The organism is Marinobacter sp. (assembly GCF_052094685.1).
GTDB lineage: Bacteria > Pseudomonadota > Gammaproteobacteria > Pseudomonadales > Oleiphilaceae > Marinobacter.
In genome coordinates this window covers 1-21,940 of record NZ_JBQDKB010000049.1, presented here as the reverse complement: position 1 = coordinate 21,940, position 21,940 = coordinate 1, and the positions used below count along the sequence as shown (strand labels likewise).

Annotated in this window: 21 protein-coding genes and 1 pseudogene; 7 read left to right on the top strand and 15 right to left on the bottom strand. The window is 54.5% G+C overall.

Features of this window, described 5'->3' with window-relative positions; all coding sequences use genetic code 11:
- The first annotated feature begins 169 nt into the window (after positions 1-169).
- Positions 170-1,432, top strand: coding sequence for a 6-phosphofructokinase (locus tag ACTH3S_RS11170; RefSeq protein ID WP_441809088.1), 1,263 nt, complete (start codon positions 170-172; stop codon positions 1,430-1,432).
- A gap of 93 nt (positions 1,433-1,525) precedes the next feature.
- Here ACTH3S_RS11170 and ACTH3S_RS11165 read toward each other — a convergent pair whose 3' ends face one another.
- Positions 1,526-1,771 (bottom strand): GrxA family glutaredoxin, encoded by a 246-nt coding sequence (locus ACTH3S_RS11165; RefSeq protein ID WP_441809087.1) that lies wholly within the window; start codon positions 1,769-1,771, stop codon positions 1,526-1,528.
- Between the two features lie 159 nt (positions 1,772-1,930).
- Between ACTH3S_RS11165 and ACTH3S_RS11160 the strand changes: the two genes are divergently transcribed.
- Positions 1,931-2,374, top strand: coding sequence for a YqaA family protein (locus ACTH3S_RS11160; protein ID WP_441809086.1), 444 nt, complete (start codon positions 1,931-1,933; stop codon positions 2,372-2,374).
- On the opposite strand, the gene ACTH3S_RS11155 is transcribed toward ACTH3S_RS11160, so the two are convergent.
- A complete protein-coding gene (locus ACTH3S_RS11155) occupies positions 2,314-3,774 on the bottom strand; it encodes an ABC1 kinase family protein (RefSeq protein WP_441809085.1) in 1,461 nt (486 codons plus the stop codon). The genes ACTH3S_RS11160 and ACTH3S_RS11155 overlap by 61 nt on opposite strands.
- Before the next feature lie 305 nt (positions 3,775-4,079).
- On the opposite strand from ACTH3S_RS11155, the gene ACTH3S_RS11150 reads away from it, so the two are divergent.
- Positions 4,080-5,174 (top strand): GGDEF domain-containing protein, encoded by a 1,095-nt coding sequence (locus tag ACTH3S_RS11150; protein ID WP_441809084.1) that lies wholly within the window; start codon positions 4,080-4,082, stop codon positions 5,172-5,174.
- On the opposite strand, the gene lipB is transcribed toward ACTH3S_RS11150, so the two are convergent.
- The 10 genes from lipB to ACTH3S_RS11100 all read right to left on the bottom strand — a co-directional run bounded on the left by lipB (position 5,171) and on the right by ACTH3S_RS11100 (position 14,238).
- A complete protein-coding gene (lipB, locus tag ACTH3S_RS11145) occupies positions 5,171-5,815 on the bottom strand; it encodes a lipoyl(octanoyl) transferase LipB (RefSeq protein ID WP_441809083.1) in 645 nt (214 codons plus the stop codon). The genes ACTH3S_RS11150 and lipB overlap by 4 nt on opposite strands.
- 5 nt (positions 5,816-5,820) lie before the next feature.
- Complete coding sequence (locus ACTH3S_RS11140; protein WP_441809082.1) at positions 5,821-6,090, bottom strand: HP0495 family protein; 270 nt, start codon at positions 6,088-6,090, stop codon at positions 5,821-5,823.
- 29 nt (positions 6,091-6,119) lie between these two features.
- Entirely contained in the window at positions 6,120-7,301 is a 1,182-nt protein-coding gene (locus ACTH3S_RS11135; RefSeq protein ID WP_441809081.1) for a D-alanyl-D-alanine carboxypeptidase family protein, read from the bottom strand.
- A 47-nt stretch (positions 7,302-7,348) separates the two neighbouring features.
- Positions 7,349-8,275: a septal ring lytic transglycosylase RlpA family protein gene (locus tag ACTH3S_RS11130; RefSeq protein WP_441809092.1), complete on the bottom strand. Its 927-nt coding sequence runs from the start codon at positions 8,273-8,275 to the stop codon at positions 7,349-7,351.
- A gap of 107 nt (positions 8,276-8,382) precedes the next feature.
- Complete coding sequence (gene rodA / locus ACTH3S_RS11125; RefSeq protein WP_441809080.1) at positions 8,383-9,525, bottom strand: rod shape-determining protein RodA; 1,143 nt, start codon at positions 9,523-9,525, stop codon at positions 8,383-8,385.
- Complete coding sequence (gene mrdA, locus ACTH3S_RS11120) at positions 9,525-11,423, bottom strand: penicillin-binding protein 2 (RefSeq protein ID WP_441809079.1); 1,899 nt, start codon at positions 11,421-11,423, stop codon at positions 9,525-9,527. Before mrdA ends, rodA begins: the two co-directional genes overlap by 1 nt.
- Positions 11,424-11,432: 9 nt before the next feature.
- Positions 11,433-11,903, bottom strand: a complete 471-nt coding sequence (gene rlmH / locus ACTH3S_RS11115; protein WP_441809078.1) for a 23S rRNA (pseudouridine(1915)-N(3))-methyltransferase RlmH — start codon at positions 11,901-11,903, stop codon at positions 11,433-11,435.
- Between the two features lie 2 nt (positions 11,904-11,905).
- A complete protein-coding gene (gene rsfS, locus ACTH3S_RS11110; RefSeq protein WP_441809077.1) occupies positions 11,906-12,256 on the bottom strand; it encodes a ribosome silencing factor in 351 nt (116 codons plus the stop codon).
- 81 nt (positions 12,257-12,337) lie between these two features.
- Positions 12,338-12,976 carry a nicotinate-nucleotide adenylyltransferase gene (gene nadD, locus ACTH3S_RS11105; protein ID WP_441809076.1) on the bottom strand — a complete coding sequence of 213 codons (639 nt, stop codon included), beginning with the start codon at positions 12,974-12,976 and terminating at the stop codon, positions 12,338-12,340.
- Between the two features lie 5 nt (positions 12,977-12,981).
- A complete protein-coding gene (locus ACTH3S_RS11100; protein WP_441809075.1) occupies positions 12,982-14,238 on the bottom strand; it encodes a glutamate-5-semialdehyde dehydrogenase in 1,257 nt (418 codons plus the stop codon).
- A gap of 134 nt (positions 14,239-14,372) precedes the next feature.
- On the opposite strand from ACTH3S_RS11100, the gene ACTH3S_RS11095 reads away from it, so the two are divergent.
- The 3 genes from ACTH3S_RS11095 to ACTH3S_RS11085 are packed head-to-tail and all read left to right on the top strand — an operon-like array spanning position 14,373 to position 17,832.
- Positions 14,373-15,389, top strand: a complete 1,017-nt coding sequence (locus ACTH3S_RS11095) for a GGDEF domain-containing protein (RefSeq protein ID WP_441809074.1) — start codon at positions 14,373-14,375, stop codon at positions 15,387-15,389.
- Positions 15,386-16,384: a GGDEF domain-containing protein gene (locus ACTH3S_RS11090; protein WP_441809073.1), complete on the top strand. Its 999-nt coding sequence runs from the start codon at positions 15,386-15,388 to the stop codon at positions 16,382-16,384. Before ACTH3S_RS11095 ends, ACTH3S_RS11090 begins: the two co-directional genes overlap by 4 nt.
- On the top strand, positions 16,381-17,832 hold the full coding sequence (locus tag ACTH3S_RS11085; RefSeq protein WP_441809072.1) for a bifunctional DedA family/phosphatase PAP2 family protein: 1,452 nt from the start codon (positions 16,381-16,383) through the stop codon (positions 17,830-17,832). Before ACTH3S_RS11090 ends, ACTH3S_RS11085 begins: the two co-directional genes overlap by 4 nt.
- A gap of 9 nt (positions 17,833-17,841) precedes the next feature.
- On the opposite strand, the gene ACTH3S_RS11080 is transcribed toward ACTH3S_RS11085, so the two are convergent.
- Together ACTH3S_RS11080 and ACTH3S_RS11075 are read right to left on the bottom strand one after the other, a co-directional pair.
- Complete coding sequence (locus ACTH3S_RS11080) at positions 17,842-18,420, bottom strand: LON peptidase substrate-binding domain-containing protein (RefSeq protein WP_441809071.1); 579 nt, start codon at positions 18,418-18,420, stop codon at positions 17,842-17,844.
- Positions 18,417-19,673: an HDOD domain-containing protein gene (locus ACTH3S_RS11075; protein WP_441809070.1), complete on the bottom strand. Its 1,257-nt coding sequence runs from the start codon at positions 19,671-19,673 to the stop codon at positions 18,417-18,419. Before ACTH3S_RS11075 ends, ACTH3S_RS11080 begins: the two co-directional genes overlap by 4 nt.
- 166 nt (positions 19,674-19,839) lie before the next feature.
- Here ACTH3S_RS11075 and ilvD point away from each other — a divergent pair, with 166 nt between their 5' ends.
- On the top strand, positions 19,840-21,675 hold the full coding sequence (gene ilvD / locus ACTH3S_RS11070) for a dihydroxy-acid dehydratase (protein WP_441809069.1): 1,836 nt from the start codon (positions 19,840-19,842) through the stop codon (positions 21,673-21,675).
- Positions 21,676-21,745: 70 nt separating this feature from the next.
- Here the strand turns inward: ilvD and ACTH3S_RS11065 are convergent.
- Positions 21,746-21,940, bottom strand: a pseudogene (locus ACTH3S_RS11065) (peptidoglycan-binding domain-containing protein); the annotation flags it as partial.

Here is a 21,940-nt window from a genome sequence, read left to right as displayed (position 1 = left end):
ATATGAATGTGCATTCGCCGTTCGCCCTCTCCATTGAAACCCGACAAGCCTCCCGTATCCACCCCACCCCGTCAAGCGCGCAACCATCCGCATTTCTCGCCATGAAAATCCGATGCATTTGGCGTATCATCTGCGCCATTATTAAACAGCAGAGAGGCTCTAGCCCGAGATGGCCATCAAGAACGCATTCTACGCTCAGTCTGGCGGTGTTACCGCCGTTATCAATGCCAGTGCCTGCGGGGTTATTCAGACCGCTCGCAAACACTCGGACAAAATCGGCAAAGTGTTTGCCGGGCGCAACGGCATTCTGGGCGCACTGAACGAGGAACTGATTGATACCAGTCTCGAAAGTGATGAAGCCATTCAGGCGCTGATCCACACCCCTGGTGGGGCTTTTGGGTCTTGCCGCTACAAGCTGAAAAACATCTCGGAAAACCGCCGCGAATACGAGCGTCTTATTGAGGTGTTCCGCGCCCACGACATCGGCTACTTTTTCTATAACGGTGGCGGCGACTCCCAGGATACGGCGTATAAGGTCTCGCAGATGGGCGACACCATGGGTTACCCCATTACCTGTATCGGTGTGCCCAAGACCGTAGATAACGACCTGCCGTTTACCGATTGCTGCCCAGGCTTTGGCTCTGTTGCCAAGTACATTGCCACTTCTACGCTGGAAGCCAGCCTGGATATCAAATCCATGTGCGAGACGTCTACCAAGGTGTTTGTACTTGAGGTGATGGGCCGTCACGCAGGCTGGATTGCCGCATCCGGTGGTTTGGCTGGCCAGGGTGAAGGCGAGCCGCCTCACATTATTTTGTTCCCAGAAATTCCGTTTAACCGCGATGCTTTCTTGGAGCGAGTTGAATTCTGCGTGAAGGAATACGGCTACTGCGTGGTTGTTGCCTCTGAAGGCGCCCAATACGAAGACGGCCGTTTTCTGGCCGATGCTGGTGCCAAAGATGCCTTTGGCCACACACAGCTCGGCGGCGTAGCGCCAGCACTGGCCAACATGGTTCGGCAGGCGCTAGGGCATAAATATCACTGGGCGGTTGCGGATTATCTACAACGCAGCGCTCGCCACATTGCCTCTGCCACTGACGTTGAGCAGGCTTACGCTGTGGGCAAAGCTGCGGTGGAAATGGCGCTGGATGGCAAGCAAGCCGTTATGCCTATTATTGTGCGCGAACAGGCGAAGCCCTATATCTGGAAGATTGGCGAGGCCCCTCTTAGCGAAGTGGCCAACCAGGAAAAGAAGATGCCGATCCACTACATTACTGACGATGGCTTTGGCATTACTCAAGATTGTCGGGACTACCTGCAGCCGCTGATTGCCGGCGAAAGCTTCCCGCCTTTCGAGAACGGTATTCCTAAAGTTGCAAAACTGGGCAACACCTTGGCAGAGAAAAAGCTGAAAACTGAGTTTCATATTTGATTGATTGAAGAGGTCTTTCCTGGCCACAAAAAAGGCTCTGCATAGTAAGTGCAGAGCCTTTTTTCGTTCATACGCGGTGCAAGATCAGCGCGTTTAATTTGCCTCCAACTGCCGCACGTAGCCTGCGAACTCATCGTAGCCACCAACGTACTTGTCTCCCACAAGAATCTGCGGCACGGTATGAACAGGCCGGCCGATTTTTTCTGCTATATCGGCTTTCGTCATATCCTGTTCGATCATATCAACCCAGGTAAACGGCATGTTACGGGCCTCGCACAGCCTTATCGCGCTTGCGCAGAACCCACAGCTTGACCGACCGTAGATTGTGACCTGTTCCATAAAACCTCCAAAACTGTGTTATCCGGAATGCTCCGGAATGTGAAAAAAGAGAGAATTCATGATGACATGATTCTGGAAAATTGAAAATTGATGCTTTGAATGGCAACCATAGTACCGGATCATACCTAGGAAGCGCTTACTCACTGGAAGGAGAACTCTTTGGTTTACCTGACGTTATTTCTGACTTCGTTTGCGGCAGCCACTCTGCTGCCAGCCTATTCAGAAATACTCACGGGCACTCTGGTCGTTCAAGGGTATCCGATGTGGTGGCTATGGTTTTGGGCCACACTGGGCAACACACTTGGGTCGGTGATTAACGGCATTATTGGCAGGCAAATTGATCGCCTCAAGGACAAACGCTGGTTTCCCATCACTGAAACTCAACTCCACAAGGCCAGAAACAGTTTTAACCGCTATGGCCAGTGGTCTTTGTTGTTGGGCTGGCTACCGCTGGGCGGCGACGCGCTAACGCTGGTCGGTGGCGTTATGCGCGTGCCTTGGCTTAACTTTGTTGTGCTCGTGGGTATTGGCAAAGGCCTGCGCTATGCTTTCGTGATCTGGCTGGTCGCCGAAGCATCGGGAGTATCATCGCCCTCGCCGTAAAGGTACTTGCGCAACAACGGCTCGCCATTGAACTCCGAATAGAGCACCGAAATAAAGGTATACACGCCAATCAGTTTGCGGTTAAGGAACACAAACTCTCTGGGTGGCACCCGAAAGTACCGGCTGATGGCTGACCGTGCTGCCTGGCGCGCAACTCGGGAAGGCAGGTCACTCTGTTTCCAGCGGTACTGGCCATCACTGTTAACCGCCTCATCCGGCCAGCTTTCGTGGTCACTGGACAACGGCTCCAAAACCGACATGCAAACCCGCCCAAACGTCTCCAGCACTTCTTTCGGCCAATCCGTGCTCATGAACCGAAGCGTTACGCCGCCGTCGATCACGGCATCAAGATCGTGTTCGTAGGAAGCTCGAACCATTTGGATTACCGGGTCAAGAAACTCGCGGGAATACGACTGCACCGCCCCGAAATCTAAAAGTACGATTCGGTCGTGGTCGTTATCCTTACTTTGGCCTTCAACACCCTCGCCAGCGATGCGAATGCGATAATTACCAAAGTTGGGGTCGGTCTGAATTTCCCCCCAAACAAACAACTCCCGAAAAAACAGCTCCAACGCGGCCATGCCAAGGTTGCTACGACGCTCAAGCGATAACTTGCCAACCACCTCAGAACTCACGGAATGGCCGTGCTCGTATGTGGCGCCAATAATGTGATCGGTGGAATACTCTGGCAACACTCTGGGAACCACAAACCGTGGGTCATCCAGAAGCATCTGGCGGAACTTTTCAGTTGTGCGGGCTTCTAAACGATAATCCACCTCCCGGTGCATCATCTGCCGGACTTCTTCCAGCCAATCCTCAAACTCCGGCCCAAAACTCACCAACCGGGCCACTCTAAGCATCTGAGCTACCGCATTCAGGTCGCTGTCTACCGCGTCTGCAACACCTGGGTACTGAACCTTCAGTACGAGTTCCAAGCCATCGCTGCGCCGAACAGCTCGGTGCACTTGTCCAAGCGAGGCCGAGCCTATAGGCTCGGGGTCTACCTCCAGCTCTGCAAGTTTCTCGTTGCCCAGCTCGGCTTTAAGTACGCGCTCGATAGCTGCCCATTCCAGCGATGTGGTTTGGTCTTCCAGGGTATGCAACGCTTCGGTCACTTCCTCTGGCAAAAAGTGCTCACCGTATAGCGCCATCACTTGGCCTATTTTGACCACACTGCCTTTCAGCTGCCCAAGCTCTTCTACCAGATAACGTGCCTGACTGGAGAGCATGGCACGGTGACGCTCATCACGCCGATCCTTGCTGCCGACCCAGTTGGTGGCCATGTGCGAGGCCATACGGGTTCCGGCGAAGAGCCCTGCACGGGTAAGGCTGAGCCTGCGTTCGAAGCTTCCTGTCTTGATGCGGGACACTGACTTACCTGAGCGTCTGCTGGATGACATATGCGACCTGCCAGAATCGGAGAATTTAACCTTTTAACATTATACGGATACTGTAACCACCCGCCCTCTCCGATTCGACCCCCATTTTACGGCCTTGGGGCCATTGCGCGCATGTGCCTGCCAGTTTATACATAACCTGTTCTTAATGCGGTCATGCCGTCTTTGTGGTGCTTTAAAAAATATTGCCTTGCGCGCTCTGAGTTTGCTTACGTTTTGACACAGTTCCGATTCTGAATACAGACTACTATCGGAACAAAAGCCAAAGTCAGAAAACCTATTTATTGAAGAAAGAACCCGCTCAAGCTATGCCGAAGACAGCAACGGAAGTTACAGATAACACGCAATCCCAGTTCCGGGTTACGGGAGAAATACCCGTTCCCGTCCTGATCAACTGGATAAGCGTGGCTGCCGCGCCCCTACTGGCATTTTTTGCATGGCGTTCACTCGACCGAGGAGACCAACTAACACCGGTGCTGCTCACACTGTTTGCAGCTCTGCTGGCAGGCAACATACTGATCTACGCGATATCCCGCCATGCAGCGTTTCACCGGCGGGCCTTCATGGTTCTGATAACGACACTGTTCACTTACTTGGCCGTTAACGCCGTGGAAGACGGATCTGCAATTATCTGGCTGTTTGCGTACCCCCCTATCGTATTTTATATCAGCGAAGCACGGGTGGGTGTTGCGACCTGTGTGATGGGGCTAGTCGGCGTTATGCTGCTCTTCAGCCCTCTTGCGAATCTGACACAACTGGATGTGTCCTACAGCACCAATTTTCGCATCACCATGGTCTTGGCCTTAGCCTTCGAGATGATCACATGTTATATCCTCGACCGAAGCCGACGAAGGAGCAAGCTCGGCTTGCTGGCGCTGGCATCGGAGTTCGAATACGCCGCCAAGCACGATGCGCTCACCGGGTTGGCTAACCGCCGCGAAGCACTGGCGCAACTGGAAGCCGAATATGAGCGTTACTTGCGCAATGGCCGGCCGTTCACCGTACTACTGGCAGATATTGACCTGTTCAAAAACATCAACGATACCCACGGGCACCATGTGGGCGATGATCTTATTGTGCTGGTTGGGAATACATTTCTGGACCAGTGCCGGAAGGTAGACACTGTCGCTCGCTGGGGTGGCGAGGAATATTTAGTGCTGCTTGCAGAAACAGGCACAGATGAGGCAGTGCATATCGCAAACCGGATCCGTGAGGCCATCGCCGAAAACGCCGTGATGGTGGATCAGAAACCAATAGCTTGTACGGCCAGTATTGGGGTGGCGAGCATCCACGGACAAGAGTCTATCGACAGATTGCTTCAGCGCTCAGATGAAGCCCTGTATCTTGCGAAAACGCTTGGGCGGAACCGTGTTTGCGTCCACCAGAAGCAAGCTCCAGTTTAATCCTCCCAGCCGTTGCGATAACTCACTGTGGAATCCTCTAGGCCGGCGACCAGTTGGGCCACCAAAAGGCTTTCAATATCTTCCATAGATGCCGCAGGTACAAAGTCGCGAACCTGACACATGGCCAGCCCAGCATAACCACAGGGATTGATTCTTCGGAAGGGCTCCATGTCCATATTAACGTTTAGCGCTAGGCCATGGAATGAGCAACCACGGCGCACCCGCAACCCGAGAGAAGCGATTTTCGCCTCGCCCACATAAACACCGGGTGCATCCGGCCGGGGTTCGGCGGCAATACCAAGCTCCGCCAGTGTGCGCACGATCGCCTGCTCAATGAGATCCACTAACGCCCTAACCCCCATTTTACGCCGGGTTAGCCCCATCATTAGATAAACCACGAGCTGGCCAGGGCCGTGGTAGGTTACTTGCCCGCCGCGGTCCACCTCAATAACGGGGATATCACCCGGTGCCAGAATATGTTCGGCTTTACCCGCCTGCCCTTGGGTGTAAACCCTGGGGTGCTCGAGGCACCAGAGCTCGTCATTGGTGCGCTCGCCTCTTTGTGCTGTGAAGCTTTTCATAGCTTCCCAGGTTTCCAGATAGGGCTGCGGCCCTAGTGACCTGACAATCAGCTCAGGCATCGCGTTTATAACACCATGTGCACACGGCCACTGGCCTTGAGCTCTTCGAACAGGGCCTTCAGTTGCGGCTCACCGGTCGCAACTATGTTTAACCTAACCGAACAGAACCGCCCCTTACTGCTATCTTGAACGGAAACATCCGCTTCGCAGAGTTCCGGAGCATGGCGCGCAACAACCCCAACCACAAACTCCTTAAAATCCGGAGCAGAGTTGCCAATCACCTTGATGCCGTAGTCGCAGGGGAACTCAATTTTTGGTGCTTTCGGCTCACTCATGTCGCTTTACTCCCGGGCTCAACTCGCCCTTACTGAAACAACTGAACGAAAAACAGTTTGATAGCATCCCATATGCGCTTGAACATTCCGCCTTCGGGAACTTCGGTCAACGCGAGCACCGGCTGATCTATCAACACCTCGCCATTAAACGACACCTTCACACGCCCAAGCTCGTCGCCAGCACGAACCGGTGCTTTAATTACCGAATCGAGATCAATACTGGATTCAAGGTTGTCACGAGAACCCCGCGGAATGGTTACATAGGCGTCTTCCAACATACCCACAGATAGCTTGTCCGACTCGCCACCCCAGATCTTAGCTTCGATAAGCTCCTGCCCCGCGCGGAACAAACGCTCGCTCTCATAGTAGCGGAAACCGTAGTTCAGCATTTTCTGGATTTCTTGGGACCGCGACTGTGAGCTACTGGTACCCATTACCGTCGCAATAAAGCGAGTATCGTTCCGCTTGGCAGACGCCACAAGGCAATATCCAGCTTCTTCGGTGTGGCCAGTTTTCAGCCCATCAACACTGTTATCACGCCACAACAGGCTGTTGCGGTTAGGCTGACGGATATTGTTGTAGGTAAAGTGCTTTTCCGCGTAAATCGGATAGTTCTCTGGGTAATCATTGATAATCGCCCGAGCCAGCACAGCCAAATCATACGCGGTGGAGAAATGATCGGGAGCCGGTAGCCCTGTGGCGTTCTCGAAATGGGTATCCTTCATGCCCAGCAGCTGAGCCTGCTGATTCATGATATCCACGAATGCCCCCTCACTGCCGGCAACAAACTCAGCCAACGCGACAGACGCATCGTTGCCAGACTGGATAATAACGCCCTTGAGAAGTTTCTCGACCGACACGCTGGTGCCTTCTTTTACAAACGTGCGAGACCCTTCTGTTTTCCAGGCTTTTACGCTGATTGGAACCATGTCAGACATGCTGATCCGGCCTTCGTCCAGCTCACGCTCAACGATGTAAGCCGTCATCATTTTGGTCAGACTGGCAGGCGGCAACCGCTCGTTGCTGTTTTCCTCCATGATGACGCGACCACTCGTTGGGTCCATGAGGACGTAGGAACTGCCAGCGATCTGTGGCGGTGACGGAATCAGCACAGTCTGGGACATTGCAGTGCCTGATACCGAAAGCATCAGCACAAAAGCGAGTGTCGCTGAAAGAAAGGAGAGCGAGCGAAAAACTGATTTTAATGCCATGGGTTTATTCATTCGTCGTTAAGTGTATTTTTTGTGTGATCTAACGCTTAGTTAGAGTCGGTCAGCACAATTGATTGCGAAAAGCCTTTTGTTTCCAGGAGGTTCTGCGTCTTTCGCGCACTGCCTTCATCTTGGAAAGGGCCTACCTGTACCCGGTGAAAGCGCCCGCTAGCAGTATCCACAGAGCGCACCCGCACGGGGTTGCTAAGCACATTCTTGGCGCGATTTTGCAGTTTCTTTGCGGGATTATGACTGCTGAACGAGCCAAGCTGAACGAACAGCCCTCCACCGGTACCCTGCTCGCCTTTTGCCGCGTTAGCATTGTCTGTCGAAGCAGCTTTCTGCGCGGGCAGTTGCCCATCAAGGGCGAACGGTTGGCCGGCGACGAACATGCTGCCATTCGGTTTGACCGTAATCGATTCCACCTTCACCCGTGCGGTGCCCCGGGACTGATAGCCCAGTTTCTTGGCCGCTGCGTAAGATAAGTCAATCAAACGATCCCCATGAAATGGGCCCCGATCGTTAACGCGAACAATTACCGAGTGGTCGTTATCCAGGTTGGTCACCCTCGCATAGCCTGGAATCCTCAGGGATTTGTGGGCCGCCGACATTTGATACATGTCGAAGGTTTCGCCGTTGGATGTCTTGTGACCATGAAACTTCTCGCCATACCAACTTGCAGTACCACTAGCGACATAGCCATCATTGCTCTTCAGCACAGAATATTGCTTACCCCATACCGTATAAGTCGATTTATTTCCGGCTCTAACCGGTGCTTGGTATACGGGCACGGCGTCTGACAGCCCAGATGCATCAAAGTTTCCCGTGGGGGCTCTGTCTTGAGTAATTGTATAACGTGAAGAATGATCGGTACCGGCCGGCGCTGGCGCAGGTGCTGGAGTAGGTGCCGAAGCACAGCCAGCCAGTGTCAGAACTGCCGATACCACTAGCCATATAACTAAGCGATTTGAGATCACTGCCCGGATGTCCTCTAAGATACGTGCCGCAGGATAAACGTAAACACAATAACAGATACTATTGTAACGGGTTCCCAGCGCCTATCACCATTACCGGCATGACATCAGGCCGTGATCATCCTGCGATGGGTGTGGATGGACATCAGAATGCCGAATGCTGCCATCAGCGTGACGGTTGATGTGCCGCCGTACGAAATCAGTGGCAAGGGTACTCCGACCACGGGCAGCAGGCCACTCACCATGCCAACATTCACAAATACGTAGATGAAAAAAGTCATGGTTAGGGCTCCCGCCACCAACCGGCTGAAAGAATCCTGAGCGGTAACCGAAATATAGAGGCAGCGCAGAATAATCAGAAAATAGACACTGAGCAGCACCAGAATTCCGATAAACCCAAACTCTTCTGCCAATACAGCCACAATAAAATCGGTGTGGCTTTCGGGCAGGAATTCCAAGTGCGACTGAGTGCCCTGAAGCCAGCCTTTGCCATCGAGACCACCGGAACCAATGGCGGTTTTAGACTGAATAATATTCCAACCTGCACCCAGCGGATCACTTTGTGGATCCAGCAGTGTCAGTACGCGTTGCTTCTGATACTCGCGCATTCCGAAAAACCACATCACCGGGGCCGCTACGGACACCATCACAAAAAATGCACTGATCAATTTCCAGCTCATCCCAGCGAAAAACACCACGAACAAGCCGGCCATGCCTACCAGAAGTGACGTGCCGAGATCGGGCTGCTTCACAATCATCACCATGGGCAGCAGAACGATCACTATGCCTACAGCTATGCGAGAAAGCCTTGGCGGCAAAAAATGCCGTGACAGGTACCAAGCCGCCATCATGGGCACCACTAATTTCATAAACTCTGATGGCTGAAACCGGGGCAGCCCGGGCAAGGCCAACCAACGCTGAGCACCTTTCGCGCCAACGCCCACAAATAGCACAGCAACAAGGCCAACCAATCCAAGACCATATAGCCAAGGCGCCCAACGACGAAAGACAGAAGGATCAAGCTGGGCAAAAACCAGCATCACAACAGAGGCAATGCCAAAACGTAGCCCCTGAGCTTTAACCACATCAATATTGCGATCTGCGCCGCTGTATAGCACAAACAAGCCACCGGAGATCAGGGCTACAAGTAGCACCAGCAGAATCGGATCTACATGCAACGCAAACCAGAAGCCTCTCGGGCGCCCAAGGGGATTGCTCGCCGTTGAACTAAACACTTCCCGGGCAGACATTAATGAACCTCGCTTTTCGAATCGGCTTTGCTGATCAGCGAGCCATCTCCGGTCCCTGAGAATTCCAGCAACCAGGCATCAAACATTGCACGCGCTACTGGTGCCGCGGTACTACTACCACCGCCTCCATTTTCAACAATCACAGCAACGGCTATTTGTGGATTGTCCACAGGCGCAAAGCCGACAAACATGGCATGATCCCGCAACCGCTCCTTAACCTCTTCGGCATCATACTCTTCATCTTCTGCAAGGCTAAAGACCTGAGCCGTGCCAGTTTTTCCCGCCATACGGTAGGAGGCACCACGGCCAGACCTACGGGCCGTACCTCTTGAGCCATGCATCACTTCTGCCATGGCATCTATGATGTATTCCCAATCGTCTGGGTCTTTGAGCGCCAACGGCTCATGAGTCTCACTCGGCAAAAATGCGTCTGGCAACCTATCGCCCTGAATACCTTTCAGCAACCTAGGCTCAACCCACTCACCCCGGTTTGCAATTAACGAGGTTGCCGTAGCCAGTTGCAAAGGCGTGGCGAGCATAAAGCCCTGGCCAATACCCAAGTTTACCGAGTCGCCTGGGTACCAAGGTTCGTTGCGTACGGCTCTCTTCCAGTCCCTTGATGGCAGAAGCCCACTGAGGGCGCCAGATACATCCAAGGTTGCGTCTTCGCCAAAGCCGAAGCGAGACAGGTAGCTGTGCATGGTATCCACGCCCATTTCCACCGCCGCCTCATAAAAGTAAACGTCGCAGGATTGTGCCATGGCATGGGTTAGATCCACCCAGCCGTGCCCCGATCGCTTCCAATCCCTGTACCGACGACCTTTGGAATTGAGCTGAAAATACCCGGGATCCCATATAGAGAGATCCCTTGTGACGGCACCACTATCTAGCGCAGCAATCGCCAACATGGGTTTAAGGGTGGAGCCTGGAGGGTATTGCCCACGTAGAGCCCGGTTGAAAAGAGGCTTATCTTTACTGGTACTTAATTCGCGATAATCCGGCACACTGATGCCAGTAACAAACTTGTTGGCATCAAAGCCTGGCACGCTGGCAACGGCCAGCAAACCACCTGTTGCCGGCTCGATAGCTACAATAGCACCCCGACGGCCATCAAGAAGTTCGTGGGCTCTTTCCTGCAACCGCAGGTCGAGGTGCAGTTTCAGATCCTCGCCCGGCGCTGGATTTTCCCGCTCCAAAACCCTTAGGGTGCGGCCTCGCGCGTTGGTTTCTACGTGCTGGTAGCCAACCTTTCCATGTAACAGCCCTTCATAAAACCGTTCTACACCGGATTTACCGATGTAGTTAGTGCCTGCATAGTTAACCGGGTCAATCCGCTGCAACTCTTCGCGGTTAATGCGACCGACAAAGCCTAGCGCGTGAGCCGTCAGCTCGCTGTGTGGATAGTATCGAACCAGCTCGGCTTCCACTTCCACGCCGGGCAATTCGTGCCGGTGCACCGCTAGCCGTGCAATTTCGTCTTCAGTTAGGTCGTAGCGCAGCGGGATTTCCTGAAAGGGGCGCCTTGGCTCGCGAAGCCGCCGCTCAAACCGATCCAGATCCTCTTCAGAAACATCAAGAATCCGAACAAGCTGTTCAAGAGCAACCTCCATGCTACCAACCCGTTCCGGAACCAGCGTGACACTGAACACCGGCCGATTTTCTGCCAGCAAGACATTGTTGCGATCGTATACAAGCCCGCGTGGCGGTGGTACAGACTGAACCTGCACTCGGTTTTTATCGGAGAGTGTGGTGTAGATGTCGTGCTCTACCACTTGAAGCTGATACATCCGCGCAACAAGCCCCGCCAAAAGCAGGAACACGAACAGCAGCATAACGAAAGCACGACGCTGGAATAACCTGCGCTCGGCGGCAGTGTCCTTGAATTCACCCCACGGCATGGATGCTTCCTAAGCCCGGTGGTACGGGTGGTTACGGGTAATCGACCAGGCCCTGTAAAGCTGTTCCGCCAGCAGGATCCGCACCAAAGGATGGGGCAACGTAAGAGGCGAGAGCGACCACTGTTGGTCTGCACGCTTGCGACAGGGCTCAGCAAGCCCATCTGGACCGCCTACAAGAAAGCTCACATCCCGACCATCCTGCTGCCAGTTTTCCAGCTGGCTGGCCAACTGCTCGGTAGACCAAGGTCGACCAGAAACCTCCAGCGCGACAACTTTGTCTTTGGAACCGGCTGCGGCCAGTATTGCCTCGCTTTCGCGCTGCATAAGCCTGGGAATATCGGGGTTTTTGCCACGATGAGGCATGGCAATCTCTACCAGATCAAGAGGCATTTCCGGAGGCATACGACGCGCGTAGTCGTCGTAGCCCTTACTGACCCAGTCGGGCATTTTCTGCCCCACGCAGATCAGACGCAACCGCATGATTACTCGCTGCCCGCAGCACCGACTTCCGGCGCGTCACGCCAAAAGCGCTCCAAATCATAAAACTCACGGGTGGCGGGCAACATGACATGAACGATCACGTCGCCCAAGTCTACCAGTATCCAGTCACTACCACCGCCACCTTCAACACTGTTAACGCGAGCACCCTGCTCTTTTGCGTCGACAACAACAGAATCTGCAAGAGATTTAACGTGTCGGTTGGATGTTCCGGATGCCAGAACCATGAAATCGGTAACGCTGGTGCGATCCCGTACGTCAACAACACTGACGTCCTGTGCTTTCACATCTTCTAGTGCGTTCACTATCAGATTTTTCAGTTGTTCTGCCTGCATAATTACCCTGTTGTCCGGGTGCCGGCCGGAATGGCCACCCGAAAAGTCATATTCGATCGCGATTGTAACACTAAAAGTTCTTCACAGGGCATGCCCATAAACCCCCATACGTAGAATCTCCGCCAAGACCGTATCGGGAGCCAGGTAGCGTGCCGACCGGCCTTCGCCAATGCGCTCGCGAATGCCGGTCGCAGAGATATCCAGCCACGGCGGGCTCAACTCAAGCGCAAGCCCCGACGCTTGGCCGAACAAGGCCTCGGCACTTTTTACTCCCCGCTCTGCCAGCAACTTGGCCGGCGCCCCTTCGGGGTTTAGCGCGGCCCCAGGGCGTCGCACAACCACAATGTGGGCAAGATTCGAAATCTGCTGCCATTCCTTCCACCGGTCAAAACCCGCAAATGCGTCGGTGCCCACCACCATTACCAGCGGCTCTTCTGCACTCAATTCGTTGCGCAGCTGGCGCAGCGTGTCCGCCGTATACGACGCACCCTCCCTGCGCAGTTCGCGGTCATCAATATGCAAGCGAGGCTCACCAACTATCGCCAATTCCAGCAGGCGCTGCCGTTGTGTCGCCGTTGCGCCGGTCTTGCCCCGATGAGGGGGAACATGACAGGGCACGAGATTAACAGGCACATTCCCGAACCGTTCGCTAACCTCCAGCGCCAGGCGCAAATGGCCATGATGCACTGGGTCGAAGGTACCGCCATAAATGACATGCATCGACATCAGACCCGGATGTGACCATCGCCAAACACCACGTATTTTTGGGAGGTAAGACCTTCAAGCCCTACCGGCCCCCGGGCGTGTATTTTGTCGGTGGAGATACCAATTTCGGCACCCAAGCCATATTCAAAGCCATCGGCAAAACGAGTGGAGGCGTTCACCATCACCGAGCTGGAATCCACTTCGGTGATAAAGCGCCGAGCACGGGTGTAGTTCTCAGTGATAATGCTATCGGTATGCTGGGAACTGTAACGATTGATGTGCACTATAGCGCCGTCCAGCCCATCCACCACACGAATGGCCAGCACAGGTGCCAAGTATTCTTCCTGCCAATCGGTCTCTGCAGCAGCAGGTATATCCGCAAGAACTTCCCGGGTCTGCTCGCACCCCCGCAGCTCTACATTTTTTTCAGCAAAAGCCGAACCTAGCAACGGTAGTATATCGGCGGCAATTTCCTTATCCACCAACAGGGTTTCCATGGTGTTGCAGGTGCCGTATCGGTGAGTCTTGGCATTTACCGCCACGCTCAAGGCCTTTTCCGGATCGGCATGACTGTCGATGTACACATGACACACGCCATCAAGGTGCTTGATAACGGGCACTCGTGCGTCTCGACTGATCCGCTCAATCAGCCCCTTTCCGCCCCTGGGTACAATCACATCTACATAGTCGGGCATGGTGATCAGCTCACCAACAGCTGCACGATCGGTGGTTTTAATAACTTGTACCGCCGATTCTGGCAGACCGACCTCTGCAAGCCCACGGGCCAAGCACAAGGCAATGGCTTGATTGGAGTGAATAGACTCCGAACCACCGCGCAAAATGGTGGCGTTACCAGACTTAAGACAAAGGCTTGCTGCCTCAACCGTCACATTGGGACGAGACTCATAGATAATGCCGATAACGCCCAGAGGCACCCGCATTTTGCCCACCTGAATACCAGACGGGCGATAAGTCATATCTGTAATGGCACCAATGGGGTCGGGTAAAGAGGCAACCTGGCGAAGCCCCTCAATCATGGCATCAACTCGTGCCGGTGTGAGCTCAAGCCGATCCAGCATGGCGGCATCCAAACCGTTTTCCTGCCCACTGGCAAGATCGCGGGCATTTGCCTCGGCCAGTTCAGTGCGGGCGGCATCGAGTGCCTCGGCAGTAGCCAGCAATGCACGGTTGCGCACCTCTGTCGTAGAACGGGCAACGAGTGTCGCCGCGGCTCGGGCCAACTGCCCGACTTCGGCCATATAAACTGCAATATCCATCCCTTTACCTTATGTGTTTTCTGTCAGAATTCAGGAATAAGAGCCTAACTTTACCTTTCCCGTTTCAAGTACGCACCCCAAACAGATATTATACCGTTGCGGTAAAACGGGAACCCCGAAAAAGGACGAATACCATGGCCCAAACGGCCGACAAATTTTTGCTGAACCGGTTATCACGCGCCAGCCTCGTTGTTTTTGTGGCCATTGCGGTTCTGTGTGCGTTATTTGGGGAGCCGCTAACCGCGGCCTGCGCTGCAGCTGTGGCCGGTATCATTATCTGTGGCCGTAGCTTCCATCCCGGGCGTGGAGCCAATCCGTGGCCAACCATTCAAAAACTGTTCTTCACAGCGCTAATACTTCTGCTAATGACCAGTTTTTGGACAGGCCCTTGGGCGCTCAGCCACTGGCTCTACGGGCTGGCACTTGTGGCATTTGCACTGGTACCCCGTGGCATCGCAACCTTGGTAACTGTGGTTATGGTGGTTCTTGCCATGGTGGCTGCCCATTGGGCGGAAGGCATTGCTGATCGCCACCAAATGGTTAGCGCGCTTCTGTTGACCATTCTTCTGTCTGTCGTGCTGATATTCCTACGCGAATACAAAACTCGCCAGCTGGCGCCCCTGAGACGCACAGACGAACTTACTCAGGCTGCCAGCCGCGAATACCTGTCTGCAGACTTGCATAAGGAAATCCAACGCAGCGAGCGTGAAGGCACCGACATGTCCATCATCATGATTGGCCTTGATGCCCATGCAAGCGACAACGATCCAGACGAAGATATACGGTCGATTCTTCCAAGAATCGGTCGCTTCCTGCACTCCCAGATACGTGATTTCGATACTTACTACCGGGCGGCAGACCTGCAGTTTTTGGTGATCTTGCCGGGGATAGCCACCCACGATGCCACCAACCGGGCTGAAACCATCCGCAAAGGCCTTGGCACACTGCTCGAAACCCACGGCATGAACCTTACCGTGAGTACCGGCATTGCCGGGCTAAATATCGGCGACGACGCCGACAGCCTACAACAGAGCGCGGCCAACGCACTGCGCAGGGCGCAGCAACAGGGCGGAAACCGAACCCAGGCGTACAGTACCTGGTCGCCTATAACGTCCCCAATCCAACCTCGTGCGGAAGGATCTGCGCCATGACAGAAACCAGGCTGAGAACTTGGACACATAGCGTGGGCTATGGCCTAACCACCCTGTTTATTTTTGCTCTGGCCCTGCAAAACCTTCGCTATGGTTTTTATGAACTTTTCTACTTGGCTGCCGGCATGGCTGCCCTGACTCTTGCAGGTGTTGCCTATACGCTTCTAAGCCGCAGGCATCAGCTCTCGGCACCCGGCCACTTAGTTCTTCTCTCAGGCCTGAATAGCGGTCTTCTGGCGGCTATGCTAACCATGGGTAGCACAAGCATTACCCACTGGGCCATGCCGCTGCTGGTACTTAACCTACTGATACTGCCGCTGCGTCATGCGCTCACGCTGTCTCTACTTTTAATCACCCCCATGGCCATTCTGCTCTTTATGAAACAGCCCCCCATGGAAGCCCTCACGGCTGTCAGCGGTCTCCTCATCGTACTAATCATTGCAGCGCTTTATATATGGCACTACGACCACATGGCACAGTCCGCCGAAGACTTGGCCATTACCGATCCGATTACCGGGGCCCACAACGCCCGCTTTCTTGATGAGACACTGCAAAAAGAAATCAGCCGTGCCATTACCACAGGCCACTGCCTCTCGGTGATCGACCTGACCATAGACTACGCAGACGAGGCAGTCGATCTCCACGGTCAACCTGGCATGCAGGCGTTGTTTTGCAACATGACCCAACACCTGTTTGGGGTTATCCGTGCCGGCGACACTTTGTATACGTTGAACGATTCAGAGTTTTTTCTGATATTGCCTTTCACTCCGGAAGAAGGCGTGCGCGTGATTGCGGAACGCATACGGCGCACCATCTCTGAACAGCACTGGCCGGTGATCGGCAGAGCAACGGTAAGCTTGGGCTGCACAACTCGGGGCAACAGCGACACCCGCACCGACACTCTGCGCAATCGTGCTCACCAGGCCATGCTTGAAGCTCGCCGACGCGGCGCCGACTCTGCCTGGTTCAGCCCGGGAGAAACACTCCGGACATGAGCAGCGCTTGGCTTACAGACCTAACTGCATGGCTAAGCGCCAACCCTGGGTGGCTGTCACTGGCCTTGTTCAGTACCGCATTTATTGAATCCTTAGCAATTGCGGGCATTCTCGTGCCCGGCGTTGCGTTCTTGTTTACCATTTCTGCGCTGGCTGCCCAAATAGACATGCCCCTTATGGAAGTATTGGTGTGGGCTGGGCTGGGCGCAATAGCCGGCGACACGTTGAGCTTTGCAATTGGCCGGCTCGTTCAGGGCCGATTAACAAGCGTATGGCCGTTGAGTCGCTACCCAGCACAGATCAACAAAGCAGAAGATTTCTTTCAACAGCACGGAGGAAAAAGCGTCATTATCGGGCGCTTCGTGGGGCCGTTACGACCTGTAATACCCATGATTGCGGGAGCACTACTGATGCCTTGGCGACGCTTTCTGGCATTTAACGTAGGGTCGGCCATCGGCTGGGCACCGGTTTATATTTTGCCGGGATTTTTGGTGGGTGGTGCACTGGCAAGCGATGTGCAGCCGCCAGCCCATGTGTACCTGGTTACAAGCATTAGCCTGGCAACGTTGGCAGCAATCTACTTGGTTATTTTTCGCTTCCAGCTAGGCCTTGGCGACAGTAGCCGCCTTTATCTCTGGCTTAAGCGAAAAATGGCGCAGTATGAAACCACTCATCGCTTTTGGCGCCTTTACACCAACGAGCGGCCAGCACAAGAGGGCGAGTTCCCGCTGGCATCTCTAATGCTGGCACTGGGAGCCCTGGCGCTGTTTGCTCTCTGGGGCCAGTTGGCAACCATGACACACGTCATCGAGCCTTTTAATCAGCTAACTATGCAGTGGTTCAGCGAGCTACGTCAGCCGTTACTCGATGCACCGGCTATCGCCGCCACACTCCTGGGGGACCCGCCCGTTCTCACGGCCGGCGCCGTGCTGGCCTGCTTCGCATTCGTATTTCGAGGGCATTACGCCGCGGCTGCACACATTCTGCTGGCGGCTATTGCCACCATAGTGCTGGTTTGGGGCCTGAAATCGGCAACTGGCATTGTACGCCCGGATCAGGTTTTCAACCCGCCAACGTCTGGCTCTTTTCCCAGCGGTCACACTGCTGGCATTACGGTATTTGTCACTCTACTGGCGAGTTTTGTGGCGGCAGAAAACCACAACCGAAAGCGTTGGAGGACATACATTTTGTTTTCTTTACCGCTGATTCCCGTGGCCATGAGCCGGCTTTATCTGGGCGTGCACTGGTTCAGCGATATTGTGGGGGGATTATTGCTAGGACTAGCGATCACCGGCGCTACAAGAGCCAGCTTCAGCCGGTTTGACCGGGTGCCTATTGCTCCAGATGTGCTGACAATCTCAGCAGGCTTGGCTTGGCTCGCTTTCGTCGGCGGTTACATTTGGTTGATGTGGTCGGACGCCGTACAACATTACGCTCTAGTGTCGTAAACCTCGCTATCAGCCCTCTCCAAGAGCCTCAAGCAACATTTGCAATCGGCTAAGTCGCGCAAGCGGGTCCTGCATCTCCATTAGTTGCTGCTTATCCTGCTTATCCAGAGGCAGCAGCTCGGTCAACCGCCAACCAACATCACGGGCATCGTCATAATCTACGCTCATACCCAGTTCGTGAATAACCGGGTGTCGAAACAACGCGCGTAATACAGAAGGCAGCTCATGAAACACCGCAGGAACATCTCCCGAAGCCTCAACCGGCAGCAAGACAACCTCCCCCATGTTTAACCCGTCGGCCTGCTGCCAGCTGTCGGTGATTGAGACCTTTGTATCACCTTCAACAGTTATTCCCAGCAAGCCATTGTCCAACTGTTCGAAATCGATGATGCGCACATAAGTGCCAATCTCATAAAAAGAAACCACACGCCCAGCTTCCGTGCCATCACGCAACAACGTTATGACAAACCCCTGATCATCCTTCAGGCAACGTGTCAGCATATCTATGTAGCGTGGCTCGAACAGCTGTAACGGAACCCTACCTCCGGGCAACACCACCGAATTGAGCGGAAAAATCGGGACCCTCATCGGATGGACAACAGCTGCTGAACTTCGTCTACTCGCGCCCGCGCTTCAGTCAGAAGTTCCAGGCTGCGGGATGCGTTCAATTCGAGGTTACCCAACCTGCGATAAGCCGGCACGTCACCGAATGAAGGCAAGCCTTCATTCTGATTGGAGCCGATCATGGCATGAAGTTGCGCCACGATAACAACATCTGCCAACTGTGGTTCCGCTTCCCGGCTCTCAAAACTCCAGTCTTCTGCGTGTCGCACTGCCTCAACAAAGGCGGGTGGAAACGTCCAGCTTTCCAACACGGCGGTACCAACATCAGCCCGGAGTTCGCTGACAGCATTGTGCAGGTTAGTGTCATTGGCAAACAGATTTACGTGATGTTCCGCCTGCACCAAAATTGGCACCACGCCTATGTCGTGAAGCAAGCCAGCCAGTAGAGCTTCTTCCGGGTTCAGTCGGGTAGCATGATCGGCCAACACCCAGCAAAGCGCCGCCACCTCTCGGGAGTGCCGCCAAAGCTTTTCCATCTCTTTTTGTAGCGACGGGTGCCGGCTTTTGAATACCTCCCGCAGGGAGAACACGGTAACAAGCTGACGGGTCGTTCTCATGCCCAGCCGAATCACCGACTCGCGGACATTACGCACATCACTAAATCCTCGGTAAAGCGGGCTGTTACACGCTCGCACCAGCTTGGCCGCCATAGCAGGGTCTGCCGACACAGCACTGGCCACCTGATCGGCGGTGGAGTCATCTTTATCTACCATGCGCCGCACTTTCCAGGCGACATCGGGAACACTCGGCAATTTGAGCTGGTTCGAACGAAGCTCTGCATAGAACTCCATTAAGAGGTGGTGCTCCTCGCTCTCCCCATCACCATGGCCCTCGCCCGAATCCATCTCCACTTGGGCAACTGGCGCTGCCCGCAAAAGCTGGTTGAGCACATCCTGCGCCACCACTAAAAACTCGCAAGGCTTTACCGCAGTAACGTCGTACATTCTCGGCTGCAGCCTAGCAATGGGATTCAGCGCTTTCTCGGTTTCGGCTTCGATGACCGAGGTGCGCCCATCCATTGATTCCAGCTCAACCTTCCCAGTTACCAGAAAATAGTCCAATCCATCACGCACACCGCGTTCCAACACGCGCTGGCCCGGGCCATGAGTCCTGCGTTCGGCACGACTGGCGAGCAAAACCAACTGGTCATCGGTCAGCCGGTTCAGCGGCTGAAACGCTTTCAAACGGCGTAGCGGCAGGCTTTCCTGGCTAGCCATAGGCAATCTCCTTAGTCGGCTCAAGACGGGGCATTGAATTGTGACAGCTGTTAACGATTGTAACCACGTCGCCGGAAAACAACCATGCGCCTGGGGTCTAATCTGGTATCCTTTGCTTCTTCTATTAAAGCAACCACCTGCATTCTTACAAAGAGATCAGAACACCATGCCTCAGTATCGTTCACGGACCTCCACCGCTGGCCGCAACATGGCCGGCGCCCGTGCCCTTTGGCGCGCCACCGGCATGAAAGACGATGATTTCGGCAAGCCTATTATCGCCGTTGTTAACTCTTTCACCCAGTTCGTGCCCGGGCACGTACATCTTAAAGATCTGGGGCAACTCGTGTGCCGCGAAATTGAGGCAGCGGGAGGCGTGGCCAAAGAGTTTAATACCATCGCAGTAGACGATGGTATCGCCATGGGCCACGACGGCATGCTCTACTCCCTGCCCTCCCGCGAAATAATTGCTGACTCGGTTGAATATATGGTGAATGCCCATTGCGCTGATGCAATGGTCTGCATTTCCAACTGCGATAAAATCACACCAGGTATGTTGATGGCCGCCATGCGCCTGAACATTCCCGCCATTTTCGTGTCTGGCGGGCCTATGGAAGCCGGCAAAACCAAGCTATCTGAGCACAAGCTGGATCTGGTAGATGCAATGGTTATTGCCGCAGACCCCACTGCCGACGACGAAATGGTTGCTGAATACGAGCGCAGCGCCTGCCCTACCTGTGGCTCTTGCTCCGGCATGTTCACCGCCAACTCCATGAACTGTCTGGCTGAAGCCATTGGCCTGGCACTGCCCGGCAACGGTTCTATGCTGGCCACCCATTCCGACCGTGAGCCGCTGTTTCTGAAAGCCGGTCGCCAGATTGTGGAGAACGCAAAACGTTATTACGAACAGGACGATGTCAGTGTTCTGCCACGGAGTATCGCCTCCATGGCCGCATTCGAAAACGCCATGGTTATGGACGTTGCTATGGGCGGCTCGACAAACACTATTCTTCACCTGCTGGCTGCGGCACAAGAAGGCGAGGTTCCATTCACACTGAGCGAGATTGATCAGCTTTCCCGCCGGATTCCGCAGTTATGCAAAGTGGCACCAAACTCTCCCAAATACCACATGGAAGATGTCCACCGTGCCGGCGGTATTATGGGGATTCTGGGCGAACTGGAACGCGGCGGCCTGATCAACGCCGACTTGCCCACAGTGCACAGCAAAACCATGAAAGACGCCTTGGAAATCTGGGACATCATGCGCTCTCCGCCACCCGAGGTTGTCGAGTTTTATAAAGCCGGGCCTGCAGGCATTCCTACCCAGACAGCCTTCAGCCAAAGCACCCGCTGGCCAAGCCTGGATGGCGACCGTGAAACCGGCTGTATCCGCTCCGTTGAGCACGCGTACAGCTCTGAGGGCGGTCTTGCGGTTCTGTATGGCAACATTGCCATTGACGGCTGCGTGGTAAAAACGGCGGGCGTGGATGAAAGTATCTACGTTTTCGAGGGCAAAGCCCGGGTTTTTGAAAGCCAAGACTCTGCGGTTGCCGGCATCCTGGATGACCAAGTGAAACCCGGCGAGGTGGTTATTATCCGCTATGAAGGCCCGAAAGGTGGCCCGGGCATGCAGGAAATGCTCTACCCAACCAGCTATCTCAAATCCAAAGGGCTAGGCGCAGCCTGTGCACTGCTAACCGACGGCCGTTTCTCGGGCGGTACATCAGGGCTTTCCATAGGTCACGCCTCACCAGAAGCTGCAGCCGGGGGCGCGATCGGGCTAATCGAAAACGGCGATTCGATCCTGATCGATATCCCCCAGCGAACCATCAATGTACAGCTGGATCAACAGGAGCTCGACCGTCGTCGCGAAGCCCGAGATGCGAAAGGTTGGAAACCTGAACAACCAAGAGAGCGCGCAGTGTCGGCTGCCCTGAAAGCCTACGCGTTACTGGCAACCAGCGCAGATAAAGGTGCCGTAAGGGATCTGGAAAAGCTCGATTAATCCGGATTCTCATAAAAAAGCCCGCGCAGATGAATCATCTGCGCGGGCTTTTTGTTTCGGAACGTTCGTGTCAGAAAAATGACCAACCGCCATCATCCTCTTCCTCAATGGCATCTTCCTCAACAGGCTCAGGTTTGCTGACGGCAGCGGCCTGGGCCTTTTTGGGCTCAGAAGCAGGCGCGGCGGCGGCAACCTGAACACTGATCATACCTAGCGCTTTTTTTGTTGATTCATCCAAAATCCCGTTAGCCTGAAGCCCATTGTC